This window comes from Aeromicrobium piscarium (genome assembly GCF_007421815.1).
Classification (GTDB): Bacteria; Actinomycetota; Actinomycetes; order Propionibacteriales; family Nocardioidaceae; genus Aeromicrobium; species Aeromicrobium piscarium.
The window spans coordinates 57,108-76,086 of sequence record NZ_VLNT01000006.1; the positions used below are offsets into that span (position 1 = coordinate 57,108).

General features: G+C 70.1%; 23 protein-coding genes. 18 read left to right on the forward strand and 5 right to left on the reverse strand.

Annotated features, from left to right (window positions below; all coding sequences use genetic code 11):
• Positions 1 to 131 precede the first annotated feature (131 nt).
• The 4 genes from hisD to hisH all read left to right on the forward strand — a co-directional run bounded on the left by hisD (position 132) and on the right by hisH (position 3,831).
• Positions 132 to 1,439 (forward strand): histidinol dehydrogenase, encoded by a 1,308-nt coding sequence (gene hisD, locus FNM00_RS09205; RefSeq protein ID WP_185973069.1) that lies wholly within the window; start codon positions 132 to 134, stop codon positions 1,437 to 1,439.
• A 1-nt stretch (position 1,440) separates the two neighbouring features.
• Positions 1,441 to 2,520: a histidinol-phosphate transaminase gene (locus FNM00_RS09210; protein ID WP_221933658.1), complete on the forward strand. Its 1,080-nt coding sequence runs from the start codon at positions 1,441 to 1,443 to the stop codon at positions 2,518 to 2,520.
• Positions 2,517 to 3,119, forward strand: a complete 603-nt coding sequence (hisB, locus tag FNM00_RS09215) for an imidazoleglycerol-phosphate dehydratase HisB (protein ID WP_221933659.1) — start codon at positions 2,517 to 2,519, stop codon at positions 3,117 to 3,119. Before FNM00_RS09210 ends, hisB begins: the two co-directional genes overlap by 4 nt.
• 70 nt (positions 3,120 to 3,189) lie before the next feature.
• Complete coding sequence (gene hisH / locus FNM00_RS09220; RefSeq protein ID WP_143913151.1) at positions 3,190 to 3,831, forward strand: imidazole glycerol phosphate synthase subunit HisH; 642 nt, start codon at positions 3,190 to 3,192, stop codon at positions 3,829 to 3,831.
• 10 nt (positions 3,832 to 3,841) lie between these two features.
• On the opposite strand, the gene FNM00_RS09225 is transcribed toward hisH, so the two are convergent.
• Positions 3,842 to 4,486, reverse strand: coding sequence for a YitT family protein (locus FNM00_RS09225; RefSeq protein ID WP_143913152.1), 645 nt, complete (start codon positions 4,484 to 4,486; stop codon positions 3,842 to 3,844).
• A 166-nt stretch (positions 4,487 to 4,652) separates the two neighbouring features.
• Between FNM00_RS09225 and priA the strand changes: the two genes are divergently transcribed.
• Positions 4,653 to 5,378 (forward strand): bifunctional 1-(5-phosphoribosyl)-5-((5-phosphoribosylamino)methylideneamino)imidazole-4-carboxamide isomerase/phosphoribosylanthranilate isomerase PriA, encoded by a 726-nt coding sequence (gene priA / locus FNM00_RS09230; RefSeq protein WP_143913153.1) that lies wholly within the window; start codon positions 4,653 to 4,655, stop codon positions 5,376 to 5,378.
• Positions 5,379 to 5,494: 116 nt separating this feature from the next.
• Here priA and FNM00_RS09235 read toward each other — a convergent pair whose 3' ends face one another.
• Positions 5,495 to 6,112 (reverse strand): hypothetical protein, encoded by a 618-nt coding sequence (locus FNM00_RS09235; RefSeq protein ID WP_143913154.1) that lies wholly within the window; start codon positions 6,110 to 6,112, stop codon positions 5,495 to 5,497.
• Positions 6,113 to 6,145: 33 nt separating this feature from the next.
• On the opposite strand from FNM00_RS09235, the gene hisF reads away from it, so the two are divergent.
• The 8 genes from hisF (at position 6,146) to FNM00_RS09275 (ending at position 13,003) form a co-directional block, all read left to right on the forward strand.
• Positions 6,146 to 6,907, forward strand: a complete 762-nt coding sequence (gene hisF, locus FNM00_RS09240) for an imidazole glycerol phosphate synthase subunit HisF (protein ID WP_143913155.1) — start codon at positions 6,146 to 6,148, stop codon at positions 6,905 to 6,907.
• Positions 6,897 to 8,720 carry an ABC transporter ATP-binding protein gene (locus tag FNM00_RS09245; RefSeq protein ID WP_143913156.1) on the forward strand — a complete coding sequence of 608 codons (1,824 nt, stop codon included), beginning with the start codon at positions 6,897 to 6,899 and terminating at the stop codon, positions 8,718 to 8,720. The genes hisF and FNM00_RS09245 overlap by 11 nt, the downstream gene beginning before the upstream one ends.
• Positions 8,713 to 10,485 carry an ABC transporter ATP-binding protein gene (locus FNM00_RS09250; RefSeq protein ID WP_143913157.1) on the forward strand — a complete coding sequence of 591 codons (1,773 nt, stop codon included), beginning with the start codon at positions 8,713 to 8,715 and terminating at the stop codon, positions 10,483 to 10,485. The genes FNM00_RS09245 and FNM00_RS09250 overlap by 8 nt, the downstream gene beginning before the upstream one ends.
• Positions 10,486 to 10,738: 253 nt before the next feature.
• Positions 10,739 to 11,083 carry a phosphoribosyl-AMP cyclohydrolase gene (gene hisI, locus FNM00_RS09255; protein WP_425456805.1) on the forward strand — a complete coding sequence of 115 codons (345 nt, stop codon included), beginning with the start codon at positions 10,739 to 10,741 and terminating at the stop codon, positions 11,081 to 11,083.
• Positions 11,080 to 11,652 carry a Trp biosynthesis-associated membrane protein gene (locus tag FNM00_RS09260; RefSeq protein WP_143913159.1) on the forward strand — a complete coding sequence of 191 codons (573 nt, stop codon included), beginning with the start codon at positions 11,080 to 11,082 and terminating at the stop codon, positions 11,650 to 11,652. The genes hisI and FNM00_RS09260 overlap by 4 nt, the downstream gene beginning before the upstream one ends.
• 41 nt (positions 11,653 to 11,693) lie before the next feature.
• Positions 11,694 to 11,894: an HGxxPAAW family protein gene (locus FNM00_RS09265; protein WP_087623686.1), complete on the forward strand. Its 201-nt coding sequence runs from the start codon at positions 11,694 to 11,696 to the stop codon at positions 11,892 to 11,894.
• On the forward strand, positions 11,894 to 12,385 hold the full coding sequence (locus tag FNM00_RS09270; RefSeq protein ID WP_143913160.1) for an RDD family protein: 492 nt from the start codon (positions 11,894 to 11,896) through the stop codon (positions 12,383 to 12,385). The genes FNM00_RS09265 and FNM00_RS09270 overlap by 1 nt, the downstream gene beginning before the upstream one ends.
• 192 nt (positions 12,386 to 12,577) lie before the next feature.
• On the forward strand, positions 12,578 to 13,003 hold the full coding sequence (locus FNM00_RS09275) for a DUF2752 domain-containing protein (protein WP_185973070.1): 426 nt from the start codon (positions 12,578 to 12,580) through the stop codon (positions 13,001 to 13,003).
• A 56-nt stretch (positions 13,004 to 13,059) separates the two neighbouring features.
• On the opposite strand, the gene FNM00_RS18825 is transcribed toward FNM00_RS09275, so the two are convergent.
• The gene (locus FNM00_RS18825) at positions 13,060 to 13,479 is read right to left on the reverse strand and encodes a DUF4190 domain-containing protein (protein WP_185973071.1); all 420 of its coding nucleotides are present in this window, start codon (positions 13,477 to 13,479) and stop codon (positions 13,060 to 13,062) included.
• A 143-nt stretch (positions 13,480 to 13,622) separates the two neighbouring features.
• Here FNM00_RS18825 and trpC point away from each other — a divergent pair, with 143 nt between their 5' ends.
• Genes trpC through FNM00_RS09305 form a run of 5 tightly spaced genes read left to right on the forward strand, consistent with a single transcriptional unit; the run spans position 13,623 to position 17,862 of the window.
• Positions 13,623 to 14,438 carry an indole-3-glycerol phosphate synthase TrpC gene (trpC, locus tag FNM00_RS09285; protein ID WP_143913162.1) on the forward strand — a complete coding sequence of 272 codons (816 nt, stop codon included), beginning with the start codon at positions 13,623 to 13,625 and terminating at the stop codon, positions 14,436 to 14,438.
• Between the two features lie 40 nt (positions 14,439 to 14,478).
• Complete coding sequence (gene trpB, locus FNM00_RS09290; protein ID WP_143913163.1) at positions 14,479 to 15,714, forward strand: tryptophan synthase subunit beta; 1,236 nt, start codon at positions 14,479 to 14,481, stop codon at positions 15,712 to 15,714.
• On the forward strand, positions 15,711 to 16,505 hold the full coding sequence (gene trpA, locus FNM00_RS09295; RefSeq protein WP_143913164.1) for a tryptophan synthase subunit alpha: 795 nt from the start codon (positions 15,711 to 15,713) through the stop codon (positions 16,503 to 16,505). The genes trpB and trpA overlap by 4 nt, the downstream gene beginning before the upstream one ends.
• Positions 16,502 to 17,371, forward strand: a complete 870-nt coding sequence (lgt, locus tag FNM00_RS09300; protein ID WP_143913165.1) for a prolipoprotein diacylglyceryl transferase — start codon at positions 16,502 to 16,504, stop codon at positions 17,369 to 17,371. Before trpA ends, lgt begins: the two co-directional genes overlap by 4 nt.
• Positions 17,368 to 17,862, forward strand: a complete 495-nt coding sequence (locus FNM00_RS09305; protein WP_246065135.1) for a DinB family protein — start codon at positions 17,368 to 17,370, stop codon at positions 17,860 to 17,862. Before lgt ends, FNM00_RS09305 begins: the two co-directional genes overlap by 4 nt.
• Before the next feature lie 39 nt (positions 17,863 to 17,901).
• On the opposite strand, the gene FNM00_RS09310 is transcribed toward FNM00_RS09305, so the two are convergent.
• Together FNM00_RS09310 and FNM00_RS09315 are read right to left on the reverse strand one after the other, a co-directional pair.
• On the reverse strand, positions 17,902 to 18,537 hold the full coding sequence (locus FNM00_RS09310) for a class III extradiol ring-cleavage dioxygenase family protein (RefSeq protein WP_143913166.1): 636 nt from the start codon (positions 18,535 to 18,537) through the stop codon (positions 17,902 to 17,904).
• A gap of 125 nt (positions 18,538 to 18,662) precedes the next feature.
• Positions 18,663 to 18,944: an antitoxin gene (locus FNM00_RS09315; RefSeq protein ID WP_143913167.1), complete on the reverse strand. Its 282-nt coding sequence runs from the start codon at positions 18,942 to 18,944 to the stop codon at positions 18,663 to 18,665.
• Positions 18,945 to 18,979 lie beyond the last annotated feature (35 nt).

Here is an 18,979-nt window from a genome sequence, read left to right on the forward strand (position 1 = left end):
CCGCGGCCGCGGTCCCGCGGGGTTCTGCGTCCGCGCCGGGGGGGGGGGGGGGCCCCCCCCCCCCCCCCCCCCCCCCGGGGCTCGGTGGCGGGGCGAGGTCTGGCGGTGCCGCCGTTCCGTAGACTTCTGCCGTGAACCTTCGACGTCTGGACCTGCGCTCCGCCGACCCCTCGACCCCGGCCGAGTACCGCCACGCGGTGCCGCGCGCGGAGGTCGATGTCGAGCATGCGCTGGCCGCCGTCGCACCGATCTGCGCCGACGTGCGCGAGCGCGGATCGGTCGCCGTCCTGGAAGCGGGCGAACGATTCGATCGCGTCCGCCCCGAGCGGCTCCGTGTCCCGGCCGAGGCGATGGAACGGGCGCTCGCGGAGCTCGATCCGCAGATCCGCGCGGGGCTGGAGGAGTCGATCACCCGGCTCCGCACGACGTGTGAGGCCGAGCTGGAGGAGTCCGTCACCACCGAGGTGGCACCGGGTGCCCGAGTCGAGCGCCGGATCGTGCCGATGCAGCGCGTCGGACTGTACGTTCCGGGTGGATTGGCGCCGCTGGTCAGCACGGTGATCATGAACGCGGTGCCCGCCCAGGTCGCCGGCGTTCCGGGCATCGCCCTGGCCAGCCCGCCGCAGGCCGACTTCGGCGGCCTGCCGCACCCCACGATCCTCGCCGCCTGCGCCCTGCTGGGCATCGACGAGGTCTATGCCGCCGGGGGAGCGCAGGCGCTCGCCATGTTCGCCTACGGCACCGAGGACTGCCCGAGCGTCGACCTCGTCACCGGACCGGGCAATATCTTCGTCGCCGCGGCGAAGCGCTATCTGCAGGGAACGGTGGCGATCGACTCCGAGGCCGGTCCCACCGAGATCGCGATCATCGCCGACGACTCCGCCGATGCCGCCTACGTCGCGGCGGATCTGATCAGCCAGGCCGAGCACGATCCGCTCGCCGCGAGCGTGCTGATCACCGACAGCGAGGCCCTCGCGGAGGCCGTCGACGCTGAGCTGACCCGACAGGTGCCGGAGGCCAAGCACCAGGAGCGGATCTCCACCGCTCTGGGGGGCCGCCAGTCGGCGACGGTGCTGGTACGCGATGTCGACCAGGCGATCGACGTCGCCAATGCCTATGCCGCTGAACACCTGGAGATCCAGACCCGCGACACTTCTGCCGTCGCGGCCCGTATCGTCAACGCCGGCGCCGTCTTCGTCGGCGACTTCACGCCGGTCTCGCTCGGCGACTACGCCGCCGGCTCGAACCACGTGCTGCCGACGGCGGGCTGCGCCTGCCACTCCTCGGGGCTCTCCGTGCGGGCCTTCTGCAAGAACATGCACGTCGTCACCTACTCCGCCGAGGCGCTCCACGAGGTGGGGGACAAGGTCGTCACCCTCGCCGAGGCCGAAGACCTGCCCTCGCACGGCGCCGCGGTCTCGATCCGGACGGAGCGCTGACATGCCCCTGCCCTCCTGGGTGCCGATCCGCGACGATCTGCGCCCCTACGAGCCTTACGGAGCTCCGCAGCTCGCCGATGTCATCATGCTCAACGTCAACGAGAACCCGTACGCGCCGAGCGCGGCGATCGCGGACGACATCGCAGCCGCGGTGCGTGAGGCCGTTCTCGGTCTGAATCGCTACCCCGACCGCGAAGCGACGGCGCTGCGCGAGGCGCTCGCGGACTACCTCGGTCACGGTCTCAGCGCCGAGCGGGTCTGGGCAGCGAACGGCTCCAATGAGGTCATGTTGCAGATCCTGCAGGCCTTCGGCGGACCCGGCCGCACCGCGGTGTCGTTCGCGCCGACGTACTCGATGTATCCGGAGTATGCGCGCGACACGCACACGCGCTGGGTCACCGCCCCGCGCGAGCAGGACTTCACCGTCGACCCCGATCGGGCGGTGGCCTTCGTCGAGGCCGAGCGTCCCGATGTCGTGCTGCTCACCTCGCCGAACAACCCGACCGGGACGGCGCTGCCGTTGTCGACCGTCGAGGCGGTGTTGGCCGTCGCTCCCGGTGTCGTCGTCGTCGACGAGGCGTACGCGGAGTTCCGCCGCGCGGGCACGCCGACGGCACTGGAGCTGCTGGCGGCCCATCCGCGTCTGATCGTCAGCCGCACGATGAGCAAGGCCTTCGCGCTCGCGGGCGGCCGGCTCGGCTACGCGGCCGCCGACACGGCGATCATCGACGCGTTGCGCATCGTCCGGCTGCCCTACCACCTGTCCGCCGTGACCCAGGCGACGGCGCTCGCGGCCCTGCGCCACCGCGACGAGCTGCTGGCCCAGGTCGACGCCCTGCGCGCCGCTCGCGACGAGCTGTCCGCGTGGCTGAGTGGCAGGGGACACGAGGTCGCCGAGTCCGATGCCAACTTCGTGCTGTTCGGGCGTTTCGCCGACCGGCACGCCGTATGGCAGGGTCTCGTGGACCGCGGCGTGCTGATCCGGGAGACTGGTCCCGAGGGTTGGCTGCGCGTCTCGGTCGGCACGCCCGAGGAGATGAACGCTTTCTACACCGCACTTTCGGAGGTCGATCCCCGGTGAGCAATCGCACCGCCACTATCGAGCGTCAGACATCGGAGAGTCGCGTCTCCGTGCAACTCGACCTCGACGGCACCGGCCGCGCCGACATCAGCACGGGCGTGGGCTTCTACGACCACATGCTGACCGCGCTGTCGCGGCACTCGCTGATCGACCTCACGGTCCGCACCGAGGGCGACTTGCACATCGATGCGCACCACACGGTCGAGGACACGGCGATCGTCATCGGCGACGCGCTCCGCGAGGCGTTGGGCGACAAGTCCGGTATCCGTCGCTACGGCAATGCCACGATCCCACTCGACGAGGCGCTCGCCGCCTGCGTCGTGGATGTGTCGGGCCGCCCGTACTTCGTGCACAGCGGGGAACCCGAGCGTCAGATCACCGCGGTGATCGGCGACCGGTACATCGGCTCGCTGACCGCACACGTCTTCGAGTCGATCGCGCACCACGCCGGCATCACCCTGCACATGACGCTGCTGGGTGGGCGCGATCCGCACCACATCGCCGAGGCCCAGTTCAAGGCCCTCGCGCGTGCCCTGCGCGAGGCGATCGCCCTCGACCCGCGCGAGACCGGCGTCCCCAGCACGAAGGGCGCCCTGTGAATCTCGATACGCCGCGCCCGCGGAGCGGACGGGGCTACTCGATCACCCAGAGGAACGCCGGAGGCGTGCTGTGACATCGGGAGGGCCGACCGTCGCGGTGCTCGACTACGGGTCGGGCAATCTGCGGTCGGCGGTCCGCGCAGTCGAGCGGGCGGGAGCCCAGGTCGAGCTGACCTCGGACCCGACCGTCGCCGAACAGGCCGACGGGTTGCTCGTTCCAGGTGTGGGGGCGTTCGCCGCGTGCATGGAGGGTTTCCGAGCGGTCGGCGGCGAGCGCATCATCGAACGCCGGCTGATCGCGGGACGTCCGGTGCTGGGCATCTGCGTGGGCATGCAGATCCTCTTCGCCGAGGGGATCGAGCACGGGGTACGCACCCGCGGCTGTGGGGAGTGGCCGGGAACGGTCGAGCGCCTTCAGGCCGAGATCGTGCCGCACATGGGCTGGAACACGGTGGAGCCCCCCGAGGGCTCGCGGATGTTCGCCGGCATCGAGAGCGAGCGGTTCTACTTCGTGCACTCCTACGGCGTGCGGCGGTGGGAGGCGACCGCGGACGGGCCCCTCGCGCCGCCGAGCGCCACCTGGACGTCCTATCCGCCGGATCGATTCGTGGCCGCGGTCGAGCACGGCCCGCTGTGGGCGACCCAGTTCCACCCGGAGAAGTCCGGCGACGCGGGCCGCAAGCTGCTCGAGAACTGGATCGCGACCTTCTGACCGCGCGCCGTCACGCCCGATAGCGCCCGGGGCGGTGGTTGAAGGCCAGCACGATGTTCAGGACCACCGCGCCCACCGCCGAGAGCGCGACATTGCCGACGGGCACCACCGCCAGGGCGGCGATCACCACAGCGGTGTCGAGCCCCATCTGCACATAGCCCGCGCGCAGCCCGAGGCGCTCCTGGGCGATCAGCGCCAGCACGTTGAATCCGCCGAGGCTCGCCCCGTGCCGGAACAGGATCAGCAGTCCGACCCCGGCGAGCAGGTTGCCGGCGATGGCCGCATAGGCCAGTCCGATCTCGGGCAGCGGCAGCAGGCGCGCGTGCATCTCCGCGAATCCCGATACGAGGGCGACCGCCGCGATGGACTTGGCGGTGAAGATCCATCCCTTCTTCCACGCGGCGAGGGCGAAGAAGGGCACGTTGACGAGCGCGTACACGATCGCGAAGGGCAGCGGTGTCGCATAGGTGACCAGCAGCGCCAGACCCGCGGTGCCACCCGTCACCGCCTCGGCGGTGTGCAGCAGGTGCAGCCCGAAGGCGGCCAGAAAGGTCCCGGTCAGCACGCCGAGGAGGTCCTCGACGGGCGTATGCGGCAGCGTCACGGCGCTGGGCTCGATCTCGTCGTGGGCGTTCTCGTGGCGCGGTGCCTTCACCGTTCCTCCTCGGGGCGACCGGCCTACTCTATGTCGCCGTCTCGTATCGCGGACAGTTACCCCTCCGGGCCCGACTTTTGACCACTTGTGGCCCTTCCTAGGCCGTTTGAAGGGCCACAAGTGGCCAAAAGTTGGCGGAGGCGGGTCAGGCGATACGATCGAGCGCGTGACTCTCGAACTTCTCCCCGCGGTCGATGTCGCCGACGGTCAGGCCGTCCGGCTGGTGCAAGGCGAGCTCGGCAGCGAGACCGCCTATGGCGCCCCCCTCGATGCGGCGCTGCAATGGCAGAACGACGGCGCCGAGTGGATCCACCTGGTCGATCTCGATGCCGCCTTCGGCAAGGGAGACAACCGCGAGCTGCTCGCGGAGGTCGTGGGGCGCCTCGACATCAAGGTCGAGCTCTCCGGGGGCATCCGCGACGACGCCTCCCTCGAAGCGGCCCTCGCCACGGGCTGCCGCCGAGTCAACCTCGGCACGGCCGCCTTGGAGAACCCCGACTGGTGCCGGAGCGCGATCGCCGAATACGGCGACCGGATCGCCGTCGGCCTCGACGTGCGGGGCACGCAGCTCGCCGCCCGCGGGTGGACGCGCGAGGGCGGGGACCTCTTCGAGGTCCTCGATCGGCTGGAGCAGGACGGCTGTGCCCGCTACGTCGTCACCGATGTCACCAAGGACGGCACGCTCCGCGGCCCCAACCTCGAGCTGCTGCAGCTGGTGTGCGAACGCACCGACAAGCCCGTCGTCGCCTCCGGCGGCGTCTCCAGCGTCGAGGATCTGCGCCAGATCGCCTCGCTTACGAATATCGGCGTCGAGGGAGCGATCGTCGGCAAGGCGCTCTACGCCGGCTCCTTCACGCTGCCCGAGGCGCTCGCCGCCGTCGCCGAGGCCTGACCGACCGAAGCCCCTCCCCTCAGCGGTAGACCCTCAACGTCATCCTCGACCGATGACGTTGAAGGTCTACCGCTCACCCGGGGGAAGGGTTGATGGTCTACCGCCCTTGCCCGAGGTCAGCAGCCGTCGCGCTGCAGGCTCGGGCGGCTGTCGCTGCCGGTGACCTCCATGAACGTGACCTCGGTGGTCTCCTCGATGGTGTCCAGCGGCGCGTCGAAGAGGATGCCGAGCCAATTGTCGCCATCGCTCAGGAAGAGCCCGGTCTGCCCGTAGCCGGCCTCACGCATCTCCGCGGTCTCGTACACGCCCCGGAAGTCCAGGAGGGTGTTGCCGATCCCGAGATCCTCGGCATTCGTCGGGCCGGCCGCGCTGACACCCATCGAGGCGATGCGGCCGTCGGCGACGTAGACATCGAAGGTGTCGTTCAAGGGCGGCTTCCAGTCGAGGCCCTGATCGGGCGCGTCCTCGCATCGCTCGGGTCCCTCGTCGACGAAGAGTCCCGTCGCGAGCGCCTCATCGATCGTCATCCCGACCCGCGCGTCACCGATCGATCCCGGAGCGATGAGCAGTTCGCTGGCCTCGGGCACGTCCTCGCTGGGCTCGGGCGAGGGCTCCTCGCTCGGCTCCGAGGTGGTGGGGGCGGGGGTGGTCGGCGTGGGATCGTCGTCCCCGCCGCCGTCGCCGCACGCCGCCAGGACCAGTGCCGCGGCCGCGAGGGCCATGACCTTCCTCATCGTTCCTCCTGCTCGCACCGATAGTCTCGGACTGTGAGCCTAGCCGTCCGCGTGATCCCCTGCCTGGACGTCGACGCCGGCCGCGTCGTCAAGGGCGTCAACTTCGTCGATCTGCGCGATGCGGGCGACCCGGTCGAGATGGCCCGGGTCTACGACGCCGAGGGCGCCGACGAGCTGACCTTCCTCGACATCACGGCATCGAGCTCGGACCGTTCCACCACCTACGACATCGTCGGTCAGACCGCCGAGCAGGTCTTCATCCCGCTCACCGTGGGCGGCGGGGTCCGCACCGCCGAGGACGTCGATCGCCTCCTGCGCGCGGGCGCCGACAAGGTCGGCATCAACACCGCCGCGATCGCCCGCCCCGAGGTCATCGCGGAGATCGCCCACCGCTTCGGGAATCAGGTGCTCGTGCTGAGCGTTGACGCCAGGCGTAGCCCTGACCAGCCCAGCGGCTACGAGGTGACCACACACGGTGGCCGCCGCTCAGCCGGTATCGACGCGGTGGAGTGGGTGCGCCGCGCGACCGACCTGGGGGCAGGGGAGATCTTGTTGAACTCGATGGATGCCGATGGCACCAAGCAGGGCTTCGACCTGGCGATGATCAAGGCGGCTCGCGAGGCCACGCACGTTCCGCTCATCGCCTCCGGCGGTGCCGGACGTGCTGAGCACTTCGCGCCCGCGGTCGACGCCGGTGCCGACGCGGTCCTCGCGGCCAGCGTCTTCCACTTCGGGGAGCTCACCGTCGGTCAGGTCAAGGAGGCGCTGCGCTCAGCGGGTCACGATGTCCGCTGATGCCTCGCTGGACTCCCTCGGCAGCGGTGACACCCGTCAGCTGACCCGCCGGGGCTTCGGCGTCATGGGCGTCGGCATCCGGCGCGAGCCGTGGATGTTCACGCTCGCCGTGATCCTCTCGCTGCTCTTCGGCGTCATGACGGTCGCGGACGCCTGGGTGCTGGGATGGGCCACCGACCACGTCATCACCCCGTCCTTCGCCGACGGCGAGGTGGCACGGGGAGCGCTCAACACCGGCATCGTCCTGTTCATCGCCGCGGCGCTGCTGCGGATGATCGGCGTCATCGGGCGCCGGCTCGCGGGCGGGGTCGTGTTCTACCGTCTCGTGCGCGACGACCGGCTGCGGGTCACGCGTCAGTACCTCCAGCTCCCACTGCGCTGGCATCACCGACATCCGGCGGGGCAGCTGCTCAGCAATGCCAATGCCGATGTCGAGGCGACGTGGAGCGTGTTCATGCCGCTGCCGATGGCGCTCGGCGTCATCGCGATGCTCCTCGCCGCGATCGGCACGATGGCGGCCGCCGATCCGGTGCTCACGCTCATCGGCCTGGTCGTCTTTCCGCTGCTGTTCGCCGTGAACGCGGTCTACCAGCGCTGGCAGGGGCCGCGACTCGCCCTCGCGCAGAGCCTGCGCGGGGATGTCTCGTCCGTCGCCCATGAGTCCTTCGACGGCGCCCTCGTGGTGAAGTCGCTGGGCCGCGAGGGCGACGAGACGGCTCGTTTCGCACGGATCAGCGAGCGGCTCCGCGACGCCAATGTCGCGGTCGGCCGGGTGCGCGCTGTGTTCGACCCGGTGATCGAGGCCTTGCCCAATCTCGGGGTCCTGCTGGTCATCGGCGTCGGAGCCCAGCGGATCGCCAGCGGTGCGGCGGCGCCCGGTGACGTGGTCCAGGTGGCTTTCCTGTTCACCGTCGTCGCGATGCCGGTGCGGTCCTTCGGCTGGGTGCTCGGGGAACTGCCGCGCGCCGTCATCGGCTGGCAGCGGGTGCGTCGCGTGTTGGACGATGACGACCACATGGCCTACGGCGAGCACGCCCTGCCCGGCAGCGGCGCGGTGCGCCTCGACGTGACCGGACTCGACTACGCCCATCCCGACGAGCCGGACACCGTGGTGCTACGCGATGTCGACTTCAGCGTGCCCGCGGGGCGGGTGGTGGCCGTGGTCGGAGCGACCGGCAGCGGCAAGAGCACGCTCGCCTCATTGGTCACCCGGCTCGTCGACGCCGATGCCGGCGCGGTGCGCTACGACGGAGTCGGGGTCCAGGAGTTCTCGCAGGCGGCGCTCACCGGCACGGCGGCCCTGGTGGCCCAGTCGACCTTCCTCTTCGATGACAGCGTGCGGGCCAATATCGTCCTCGATCGCGAGGTGCCCGAGGACCGGATCTGGTCGGTGCTCCGCGATGTCCAGGCCGATCGCTTCGTCTCCGAGCTCCCGCAGGGTCTCGACACGCAGTTGGGCGAGCGCGGCACGAGCTTGTCCGGCGGTCAGCGACAGCGCATCGCCCTGGCTCGCGCACTCGTACGCGAGCCGCGCCTGCTGGTCATGGACGACGCGACGAGCGCCCTGGATCCCGATGTCGAGCAGCGCATCCTGCGTGCCCTCGCCGAGCGCAGCGAGTCCGGATCCGGGCCGTCCGTGCTCGTCGTCGCCTACCGTAAGGCGACGATCGGCCTCGCCGACGAGGTCATCTTCCTCGCGGACGGCAAGATCGCCGACCGCGGAACCCATGCCGAGCTCCGCGAGCGCTCGCGCGCCTATCGCAACATCGTCGACGCCTACGACCAGGCACGTGAGGAGGTCGACCATGAGTGAGTCGCGCGAGGGCGGGCTGAAGGTCATCCGCCGTGGCCTGTCCATGTCGCCCTCGATCACCGACGGTCTGGGACTGACGATGGTGCTGGCTCTGATCAGCACCGCCGGGGGAGCGATCATCCCGCTCGTGGTCCGCCGGGCGATCGACGACGGCCTCGCCGGAGGCGGCGGCGTCGACACCGACGCGATCATCAGGTCCGTGAGCATCGCCGCCGTGGTGATCGTCGCGATCATGGTCACCGGCTGGTGGTCGAAGGTGCGGATTTTCACCTCGACCGAGCGCGGCCTCGCCGAGCTGCGGATCTCGGCCTTCCGGCACGTGCACGATCTCTCCACGCTCACGCAGAACACTCAGCGCCGTGGCGCGCTGGTGTCCCGAGTGACCTCCGATGTCGACCAGATCTCCCAGTTCCTGCAGTTCGCCGGCATGATGATGATCACCAGCGTCGGTCAGATGCTGGTCGCCCTCGTCGTCATGGCGGCGCTGTCCTGGCAGCTGACCCTCGTCGTGATGGTCGCCTTCGTGCCGCTGGTGCTCGCTCTGCGCTTCTTCGCCTCGGCGATGTCGCGCGCCTACGATCGCGTGCGTGCCAGCATCGCGGACATGCTCGCGGTTATCGCCGAGCCCGTCGTCGGCGCGGCCGTGGTGCGGTCCTACGGGGTCGAGGACCGCACCCAGGAGCGCATCGATGACGCGGTGCGGACCAACTACCGCAACAACGTCCGCGCTCAGACGATCACGGCGGGCACCTTCGGCTCGGCCATCATCGTCGGCGGCATCGCCAATGCCGCGGTGCTCGGCGTCGGGCTGTGGCTGGGCATGCTCGACCAGCTGACGATGGGCACGGTGGTGGCGTTCATCTTCCTGGTCGGCCTGTTCACCGGTCCCGCCCAGCAGGCCACGCAGGTCATCGCCGATGCGCAGAACGCGATCGCCTCGTGGCGTCGGGTGATCGAGCTGCTGGAGACCCCGGCCGATGTCGTCGATCCCGGATCGTCCGGCATCCGGCTCCCCGATGGCGAACTCGATGCCCGCTTCGAGCAGGTCGAGTTCGCCTACCCGGGTGGGCCTCCAGTGCTCCGTGACATCGAGGTCGCCATCCCCGCGCGGCAACGTGTCGCGGTGGTGGGGGAGACCGGATCGGGCAAGACCACGTTCGCCAAGCTGCTGACCAGGCTGATGGACCCCACTCACGGACAGGTGCTGCTCAGCGGGGTCGACATCAGCAAGGTCGGGTTCGCCGACCTGCGCCGTCACGTGCTGATGGTGCCGCAGGAGGGGTTCCTGTTCGATGCCACGCTCGGTGAGAACCTGCGTTACGGCCGGTTCGAGGCCGGCGACGAGGAGTTGGAGCAGGCGATCGCGGCCCTCGGCCTGGCCGATTGGTACGCGGGCCTGCCGCGTGGCCTCGACACCCCGGTGGGACAGCGCGGCGAGTCGTTGTCGGCGGGCGAGCGGCAGCTGGTCGCGCTCGTGCGCTCGGCTCTCGCCGACCCCGACCTGCTGGTGCTCGACGAGGCGACCAGCGCGGTCGACCCGCAGACCGAGCTCCGCGCCACGCGCGCGCTGGACCGGTTGCTCGCCGGACGCACGAGTGTGACGATCGCCCACCGGCTCTCGACGGCCGAGAACGCCGACCGGGTGCTGGTCTTCGACGGGGGACGACTCGTCGAGGACGGAACGCATCGCGAGCTGGTGTCCGCCGGGGGCGTGTACGCGCGTCTGCACGCGAGCTGGGTCGCTCAGGCCTCCCTCGACAGGTGACCGCTCGGCATCCGTCCCCGTCCGCGGCAGGGCGGTGAGTGGTCAACCTCCGTCGCCGGGGATCCCTGGTGGTCCGCGAGCCGTGAGGTGACGCAGGATGTGCTTCCACGGTTGCTAGCGCGACCGCGGAAGCACCTCCTTCGTCGGCACCGGCACCGGCACCGCCCGGCCGTCCGGCCGTCCGCGCAACGGACCAGGGGCCGTCGTCGACCGAGGGCGGAGTGGGTCAGGAGGAGGGTGGACAATGGATGCCGTGTCCTCGACCTCCCTCGACCCCCAGGTCTCCGCCCGGCTGAAGCGCGACGACAACGGCCTGGTGCCGGCCGTCGTCCAGGACGCCACCAGCCGTGCGGTGCTCATGCTCGGCTGGATGGACGACGAAGCCCTGCATCGAACGCTCACCACCGGGCGCTCCACCTTCTGGAGCCGCAGCCGCAAGGAGTACTGGGTCAAAGGTGAGACCTCCGGCCACACACAGACGGTGCGCGAGGTCCGGCTGGACTGCGACGGCGACACCCTGCTGATCGTCGTCGACCAGGTCGGACCCGCCTGTCACACCGGTGCCACGACCTGCTTCGACGCCGACCGGCTGCGATGAACCCCCGCCGTCTCTACGCACCCGTGGTCCTTGGCCTCGTCCTGGCCGGGGCCGGCGTCTTCGCCAGCCTCACGCGCACGTGGGGTGAGACGGTCGTGCGTGCCGAAGGGCTCCCCGAGGACCAGATCGCCGTGACCGGGTCGGAGGCGATGCCCGTCGTCTCGGCGCTCGGCATCGTCCTCCTGGCCTCCGGACTCGCGGTGCTCGCTGGTTCCCGCCGGGTGCGGCAGGTGCTCGGGGTGCTCGTTGCGCTCGTCGCGGCGGGATGTCTCGTCTGGGTGGTGGCCGGCTCGGGCGATGCCGTGAGCAGTGCGGTCTTGTCGGCGGTACGCGAATCGGCGTCGTTCACCGGCGACAACGCACCCGGTGATGTCGCGGTCTCGCCGTGGCGGTGGGCCACCGCGGCGGCACTGGCGCTCGCCTTTGCTTGCGGTGTGGTGACCGCGCGTTTCGCCGGGTCCTGGCCGACCATGTCATCGCGTTACGAGTCTCCCGCCGCTCGGGCTACCACGGAGGACGAGACGGACATGTGGAAGGCATTCGACGATGGCAGGGACCCGACCGAGTAGGCTGTGCCCGACGTCAGACCCCCATCTCGAGGAGCCAGCACATGTCGCACGGATCGTCGCCCGCCGCCTGGACCGCCGTCATCACGAGCCTCGTCGGTTTCACCGTGGGCGCGGTGGCCCTGATCCCCGAGCCGAACTGGACGATCTTCACGATCGGCTGCGTGCTCGCCGTCGGTGCCGCCCCGCTGGGCAAGATCATGTCGATGGCCGGTCTCGGCATCGACCGCCAGAAGCAGCACTGATGTCCGGGGGCCCGTCCGCGGCGCCCCCGCTCGCGCTCGCCCCGCTGGCCACCCGGGTCGGAGCGTGGATCCTCGATCTCGCGGTGGCCGTGCTGGCCGGTGCGATCGCCTGGTTGCCCGGTCTGTGGATCGTGGGAACGCGCGGCACCTGGGCCGAGCAGACGGACGGTACCGTCGCCCTGGAGTCCGCGCCCGCGATCGGGCTGCTGTTGCTGGGCGTCGGCGTGATCGTCCAGCTGCTCGTGTCGCTGTGGAACCAGGGCCTGCGACAAGGTCGCACCGGACGTTCGATCGCGAAGTCCAAGCTGGGGCTGGCCACGGTCGATCCGCGTAGCGGAGAGCCCATCGGGGCCGCACGCGGGGTCCTGCGGTGGCTGGCGGCGGGGATCCTCGGTTCCCTGTGCCTCCTCACCTATCTCTGGGCGATCATCGATCCTCGTCGCCGCACGTGGCACGACCTGATCGCCGGGTCCCTCGTCGTCCGCGGCTGACGCCCTTATCCCGACCCCAGCACCCGCTGAGTGTGGGGGTCCCGCCCTTTCCCCCGCTCGCTGACGCTCGCGGGAGGTACCCCCCTCCGCTCCGCGGAGTGCTTGGGGGAGCGTTCGGACGGCGGGATCCACGAGCTCACCGTCCAAATGTCACACTCAGCGGGTACTGGGCCGGGTACTAGAGTGAACGGCATGGCCACCGTGACGACGACGCAGCGCAGCCGGTGGCAGTTGGTGCGCGGTCCACTCCTCACCGGCGCCGTCGGGGCGGCCGCCATCGCCGTGCTCCACCTGCGCGATCCCCATCAGCAGGGCTCCTACGGCACCTGCCCCTTCCTCTTCTTGACCGGGATCCCGTGTCCGGGGTGCGGTGGCCTGCGAGCGATCAACCTCGCCACGGATGGTGAGTGGACCGCCGCGGTGTCGAGCAATGTCTTCGCGCTGGGGCTGGTGGCCGCGGCGATCCTCGCGTGGGGTGTATGGCTCGTGCGACGGGCCCGCGGGCGCGATGTCGCGCTGCTGCCCTCGACGGCCACCTGGGCCTGGGTCGTGTTGGGGATCGCCGTGGCGTTCTGGATCTTCCGGCTCACCCCGGCGGGAGCCTGGTTCGCGCCCTGAACATGGCGAGGCCGGGAGGACCGCCGTTCGGTCCTCCCGGCCTCGTGCGGTTGTCGTCAGTAGGTAGTGCTGGAGTTGAAGTCGAACGTGAGCACGCCGGTCGCGTAGAGCACCAGCGAGATCGCCGAGAGCACGATGCTGATGAGGCCGAGCCACCAGCCGGCGGTCGCCATGCCGCTACCGCCCTGGCCGGTCTGAGCGATCTCCTTGCGCGCCATCTGGGCGAGGATGAACGCGGGGATGCCCGCGAAGAGGCCGCAGCAGACGATCGAGACGATGCCCAGGATCATCGACCACAATGCCTTGGTGTTGTTGCCCTGGGGCGCTGCGTAGCCACCGGGAGCGTTGTAGCCTCCTCCCGGCGGTGGCGGTGGGTACCCGCCGGACGTGCCTTCGGTGGAACCGTAGGACGGCAGATCGGACGAGGGCTCGTTGGGGTTCTGGTCGCCGCCCGGCGGCGGGTACTGAGTGCTCATAGGACGAGCCTAGGGCGAAAGCGCCCCGCTGTCTGGTGTCGGGTGATCGCGCGTGGCGACGGGGCGCGCTGACCGGGCCGATCGCGCGGGTTTACCCTGGTGAGGACCGCCCCGGTGTCACCACGCGAAAGGAGGGGATGGACGTGACCGTACTGGACGACATCCTCGCCGGAGTCGCCATCGACCTGGAGGCCCGCCAGGCACAGGTCTCCATCGAGGAACTCAAGGAGCGTGCCGGACGCCAGAACCCGGCCCTCGACCCGATGCCCGCCTACCGCGCCGACGGAGTCTCGGTCATCGCCGAGGTCAAGCGAGCGAGCCCGAGCAAGGGCGATCTCGCCCCGATCGCCGATCCCGCCGCGCTCGCCGCGGACTATGCGCGCGGCGGTGCCCACACGATCAGCGTGCTCACCGAGGAGCGCCGGTTCAACGGCTCGATCGCCGACCTGAAGGCGGTCCGCGCGGCGGTGGACGTCCCCGTCCTGCGCAAGGACTTCATCACCACGTCCTATCAGCTGTGGGAGGCGCGCGCCGCCGGTGCCGATATGGCCCTGTTGATCGTGGCCGCACTCGAGCAGCCGGCACTGGAGAGCTTGATCGAGCGGGCGCGCTCGATCGGTCTCACCCCACTGGTGGAGGTGCACGACGAGGACGAGGTCAAACGAGCCGTCGCGGCCGATGCCGATCTGATCGGCGTCAACGCCCGCGATCTCAAGACCCTGGAGGTCGACCGCGGCACGTTCGAGCGGGTCGCTCCCAAGATCCCGGACTCCATCGTCAAGGTCGCCGAGTCCGGCGTCCGAGGCCCGCACGATGTCATCGAGTACGCGCGCTTCGGTGCCGATGTCGTGCTGGTGGGCGAGACGCTCGTGCGCGGAGAGAATCCGCGCCAGTCGGTCGCGGATCTCGTGGCCGCCGGCCAGCATCCGGCGCTGCAGCACCGATGGCACGTGTCCTGAGCTCTCCCGTCCCGCTCCACGTCGCACCGAAGGCACGCCCATGACCGTCTCGCCCCCTGCCCAACCCGACGCCCGAGGCCATTTCGGCCGTTTCGGCGGCCGCTTCATGCCCGAGGCGCTCATCGCCCCGCTCGACGAGATCACCGAGGCGTGGGAGGACGCGAAGGCCGACCCCACGTTCACGGCCGAGCTGGCGCGGATGCTGCGCGAGTACGCCAACGTTCCCAGCCCGCTGTACGAGGCACATCGATTCTCCGAGGCGGTCGGGGCGCGCATCCTGCTCAAGCGCGAGGACCTCAATCACACCGGCGCGCACAAGATCCGCAATGTCATCGGCCAGGCGCTGCTGGCCAAACGACTCGGCAAACCGCGGGCGATCGCCGAGACCGGCGCCGGCCAGCACGGGGTGGCCTCGGCGACCGCCTGCGCCTACCTCGACCTCGACTGCACCGTCTACATGGGCGAGGTCGACACCGAGCGCCAGGCGCTCAACGTCGCCCGCATGAGGATGCTGGGTGCCGAGGTGGTGCCGGTCACCACCGGCAGCCGCACCCTGAAGGATGCGATCAACGAGGCGCTGCGCGACTGGGTCAGCACGGTCGACACGACCCACTACCTCTTCGGCACTGCTGCCGGCCCGCATCCCTTCCCCGCGATGGTGCGTGATCTGACCCGCGGCATCGGCGACGAGGCCCGGGCACAGTCGCTGGAGCTGCTGGGTCGGTTGCCGGACGTCGCCGTCGCCTGCGTGGGCGGCGGATCCAATGCGATCGGCCTGTTCACCGGCTTCGTGGCCGATGAGCAGGTCCGCCTCGTCGGCATCGAGGCCGGGGGCGACGGCATCGAGACCGGACGTCACGCCGCCACCATCACCGGCGGCGATATCGGCGTGCTGCACGGGGCGCGCTCGTACCTGCTCCAGGACGAGGACGGCCAGACCCTCGACTCGCACTCCATCTCGGCCGGGCTGGACTACCCGGGCGTGGGCCCAGAACACGCGCATCTCGCCGCCACCGGGCGTGCCGAGTACCGACCGGCGACGGACGCGCAGGCGATGTCCGCATTCGAGCTGCTGTGCCGCACGGAGGGGATCATCCCGGCGATCGAGTCCGCCCATGCGCTCGCGGGGGCGATCGAGCTGGCCGAGGAGATGGGTTCTGATGCCACGATCCTGGTCAACCTCTCCGGCCGCGGCGACAAGGATGTCCACACCGCGGCGCAGTATTTCGGCCTCATCGAGGAGCCGGTCGTGCTCGACGAAGGGACCGAGGAGTGAGCTCGATCGACGCGCTGTTCGAGCGCACCCGCTCGGAGAACCGCGCGGCGCTCGTCGGCTACCTGCCCGCGGGGTTCCCCTCCAAAGACCTGTCGATCCGGGCGATCGAGACGATGGTCGACGCGGGTGTCGACCTGGTCGAGGTCGGGCTGCCCTATAGCGATCCGGTCATGGACGGCCCCACGATCCAGGCGGCAGCCGATGTCGCGCTCGCCGGGGGCACGCGCATCCGCGACGTGTTCGATGTCGTGAAGGCGAGTGCCGCCACCGGCGCGCCGACCGTGGTGATGACCTACTGGAACCCGGTCGAACGCTACGGCGTGGAACGCTTCGCCGCCGACCTCGCGGCGGCCGGGGGAGCGGGACTCATCACCCCCGACATGACTCCTGACGAGGCCGAGGAATGGATCACCGCCTCCACGGCGCATGAGCTGTCCCGGGTGTTCCTGGTCGCTCCGTCCTCGACCGACGAGCGGCTGGCCATGACGGCCGAGGCCGCGAGCGGGTTCGTGTACGCCACCGCGGTGATGGGCGTCACCGGGCAGCGCGAGCAGACCAGCAACCTGGCCCCGGAGTTGGTCGCCCGCCTGCGCGAGGTCACCGACAAGCCGGTCGGCGTCGGCCTGGGCGTCAGCAACGGCGCGCAGGCCCACGAGGTCGCGGCCTTCTCCGATGCGGTCATCGTGGGCTCGGCACTGGTGCGCTGTCTGCTCGACCACGACGAACCCGATGATGCCCTCGCCGCGCTGCGCGCGCTGGTGGCCGATCTGCGCGCGGGGGTGGAGCGATGATCATCGCCTCGATCCCGAGCCCCGCGGAGAACGTCTGGCACCTGGGCCCTCTGCCGATCCGGGCGTACGCCCTGGCGATCATCCTCGGCGCGGTCCTCGCGATCTGGATCGGTGAGCGGCGCTATCGGGCCAAGGGCGGCAAGCCCGGGACCATCGGCGATATCGCCATCTGGGCGGTGCCCTTCGGCATCATCGGCGGCCGGCTCTATCACGTGCTGACCGACCCACAGCTGTACTTCGGCGAGGGGCGCGATCCGCTCGACGCCTTCAAGATCTGGAACGGCGGGCTCGGCATCTGGGGTGCCATCGCCCTCGGCGCCCTGGGCGCCTGGATCGCCTGCCGTCGCTACAAGGTGGCGTTCTGGCCGGTGGCCGATGCGCTGGCGCCGGGCCTGCTGGTCGCCCAGGGAGTCGGGCGTCTCGGCAACTACGCCAATCAGGAGCTCTTCGGTCGCCCGACCGATCTGCCCTGGGGTCTGGAGATCGCGCCACAGTTCCGTCCCGAGGGGTATCTGGAGTTCGCGACCTTCCATCCGACCTTCCTCTACGAGCTGATCTGGAATCTGCTGGCCGCCGCTTTGATCGTGTGGCTCGATCGTCGTTATCGACTGACCCACGGACGTGCCTTCGCGCTCTACGTGATGCTGTACACGATGGGTCGCCTCGTCACCGAGGCTCTGCGGATCGACACCGTCAACCACATCGGCCCCTTCCGGTTGAACATCTGGACGACGATCCTGGTCTTCGCCGGCGGCCTGGTCCTGTTCCTGTGGGCCCGTCGGCGTGCCCAGGACTCGCCCGAGGCGCTCAGCACCGCTCCGTCCACTGCCGACGAGGTGGCCGACGACTCCTCGTCCGACCGGTGAATCCGGAAGCCCCGGAGGTCTTCGACGCGCCCCTCGAGGTGCAGCTGGCGGCCTTCGTCGATCAGCATCGGCAGATGCTCGCGGGATTGCTGGACGGAGTCGATGAGGGCGAGGCGCGCACCGCGCTGGTGCCCTCCAAGACGACCCTGCTCGGCCTCGTCAAGCATGCGATCTTCGTCGAGCGGGTCTGGTTCGAGGAGGCGATCACGGGCCGCTCCCGATCCGAGCTGGGGCTTCAGGCAGAACCCGATGAATCCTTCGACCTGTGCCCCGAGGACACGATCGTCTCGGTGGCGGAGGCGTACCGCGCGACCGTCGCGAGGTCACGCTCGGCCGTCGAGGGCCTGACGATGGACGATGTGCTCACCGGCAACCGGCGTGGGCCCTTGCCGTTGCGCTGGGTCTACCTGCATGTGTTGCGCGAGCTGGCCCAGCACTGCGGCCACGGCGACATCCTCAAGGAGCAGCTCATCGCTCGCCGTGTCCACTGAGGTCAGCGATCCCCAGGCCGACTCCTCCGTTCGTCGTCGTCAGGCGGGGGTGCTCTCGCTCTCCCAGGCGGCGACCCAGTAGCCGATGCCGAGGGGAGCGTCGTCGTAGGTCACCGCTCCTCGCCAGTCGAGGTCGGCGGCCGCGCTCGCGGCGTGCGCGAGGGTCGGCGCGCCCGAGCAGCCCAGATCGAGCGCGGACTCCGTGTCGAGGACGCGCAGAGCATCGGGATCGGCCGAAGCGAGGGCGCCGACGATCTCCGCTTGGCCCTTCGGACCTCGCGGATCGAAGCCCAGCGGGGACAGCTCGTTCACGCAGGCGTATCCGTCGGCCACGACCACGAGGGCCGGCGGTACGTCGGCCAGGGATGACACATAGCGGCGCGGACCGGACCATCCGGCATCGTCGAGCAACCAGGCGCCCAGGGCGTGCGCGAGGCCGAGTTCCTCGCGCGGGCCGCCGGCGCGGATGTCGAGTCCGAATCCGCGCAGGCTGCCGCCGGTCCGTTCGTCACCGTCGACATCCGATGCCGACCCATCGAGGACGACCACCTCGGCGGCTCCGTCGACGAGCCAGCCGACCGCAGCCCGGGCGGCATCGCGGGCGGAGGCCAGCAGGGGATCGTGGGAAACGGCCAGCAGCGGCGCACTTGGCACGAAGGCCCATCGGGTCGTCACGATCCCGAGCCTAACCAGCCGGCCACTCCGTCAGCGGTGAGTAGGCGTCCATTCACGCGGGGCCATGGACGCTGAGTCACCAGGCGGACGTCAGGACGGACGCTGACTCACCGCCCAGGAGGGGGTCAGGACCCCGAGCCGTCCTTCGGGTCGTTCTCGCCACCGTCATCGGTGGCCATGTCGTCGGCGGCCTGCTTCAGGCGGTCGGCCGCCTCGTCGATCTTGCCGGTGAACTTGCCGCCGGTCGCCTGGTCGGCGAGATCGCGCACCTTGTCCACGGCCGAATGGATATCGTCCTCGCGGCCCTGCATCGCCTCACCAGCACGCTCCTTGGCGTCCTGGGCCTTCTGGCTGAGATCCTCACCGGCCATCTTGCCTCGGCCGAGCATTTTGCTGAGAAAGCTCACGGTCTGTCTCCTCTGTGACCACGGACGTCTGCGAT

Excerpts from the sequence above, each read along its gene's own strand:
- trpB (WP_143913163.1), top strand. The coding sequence starts at position 14,479 with ATGACCGTCTCGCCCCCTGCCCAACCCGACGCCCGAGGCCATTTCGGC.
- FNM00_RS18825 (WP_185973071.1), bottom strand. The coding sequence starts at position 13,479 with ATGAGCACTCAGTACCCGCCGCCGGGCGGCGACCAGAACCCCAACGAG.
- FNM00_RS09265 (WP_087623686.1), top strand. The coding sequence starts at position 11,694 with ATGTCGCACGGATCGTCGCCCGCCGCCTGGACCGCCGTCATCACGAGC.
- FNM00_RS09210 (WP_221933658.1), top strand. The coding sequence starts at position 1,441 with ATGCCCCTGCCCTCCTGGGTGCCGATCCGCGACGATCTGCGCCCCTAC.
- FNM00_RS09260 (WP_143913159.1), top strand. The coding sequence starts at position 11,080 with ATGAACCCCCGCCGTCTCTACGCACCCGTGGTCCTTGGCCTCGTCCTG.
- FNM00_RS09270 (WP_143913160.1), top strand. The coding sequence starts at position 11,894 with ATGTCCGGGGGCCCGTCCGCGGCGCCCCCGCTCGCGCTCGCCCCGCTG.
- lgt (WP_143913165.1), top strand. The coding sequence starts at position 16,502 with ATGATCATCGCCTCGATCCCGAGCCCCGCGGAGAACGTCTGGCACCTG.
- FNM00_RS09275 (WP_185973070.1), top strand. The coding sequence starts at position 12,578 with ATGGCCACCGTGACGACGACGCAGCGCAGCCGGTGGCAGTTGGTGCGC.
- FNM00_RS09245 (WP_143913156.1), top strand. The coding sequence starts at position 6,897 with ATGTCCGCTGATGCCTCGCTGGACTCCCTCGGCAGCGGTGACACCCGT.
- FNM00_RS09235 (WP_143913154.1), bottom strand. The coding sequence starts at position 6,112 with ATGAGGAAGGTCATGGCCCTCGCGGCCGCGGCACTGGTCCTGGCGGCG.
- FNM00_RS09250 (WP_143913157.1), top strand. The coding sequence starts at position 8,713 with ATGAGTGAGTCGCGCGAGGGCGGGCTGAAGGTCATCCGCCGTGGCCTG.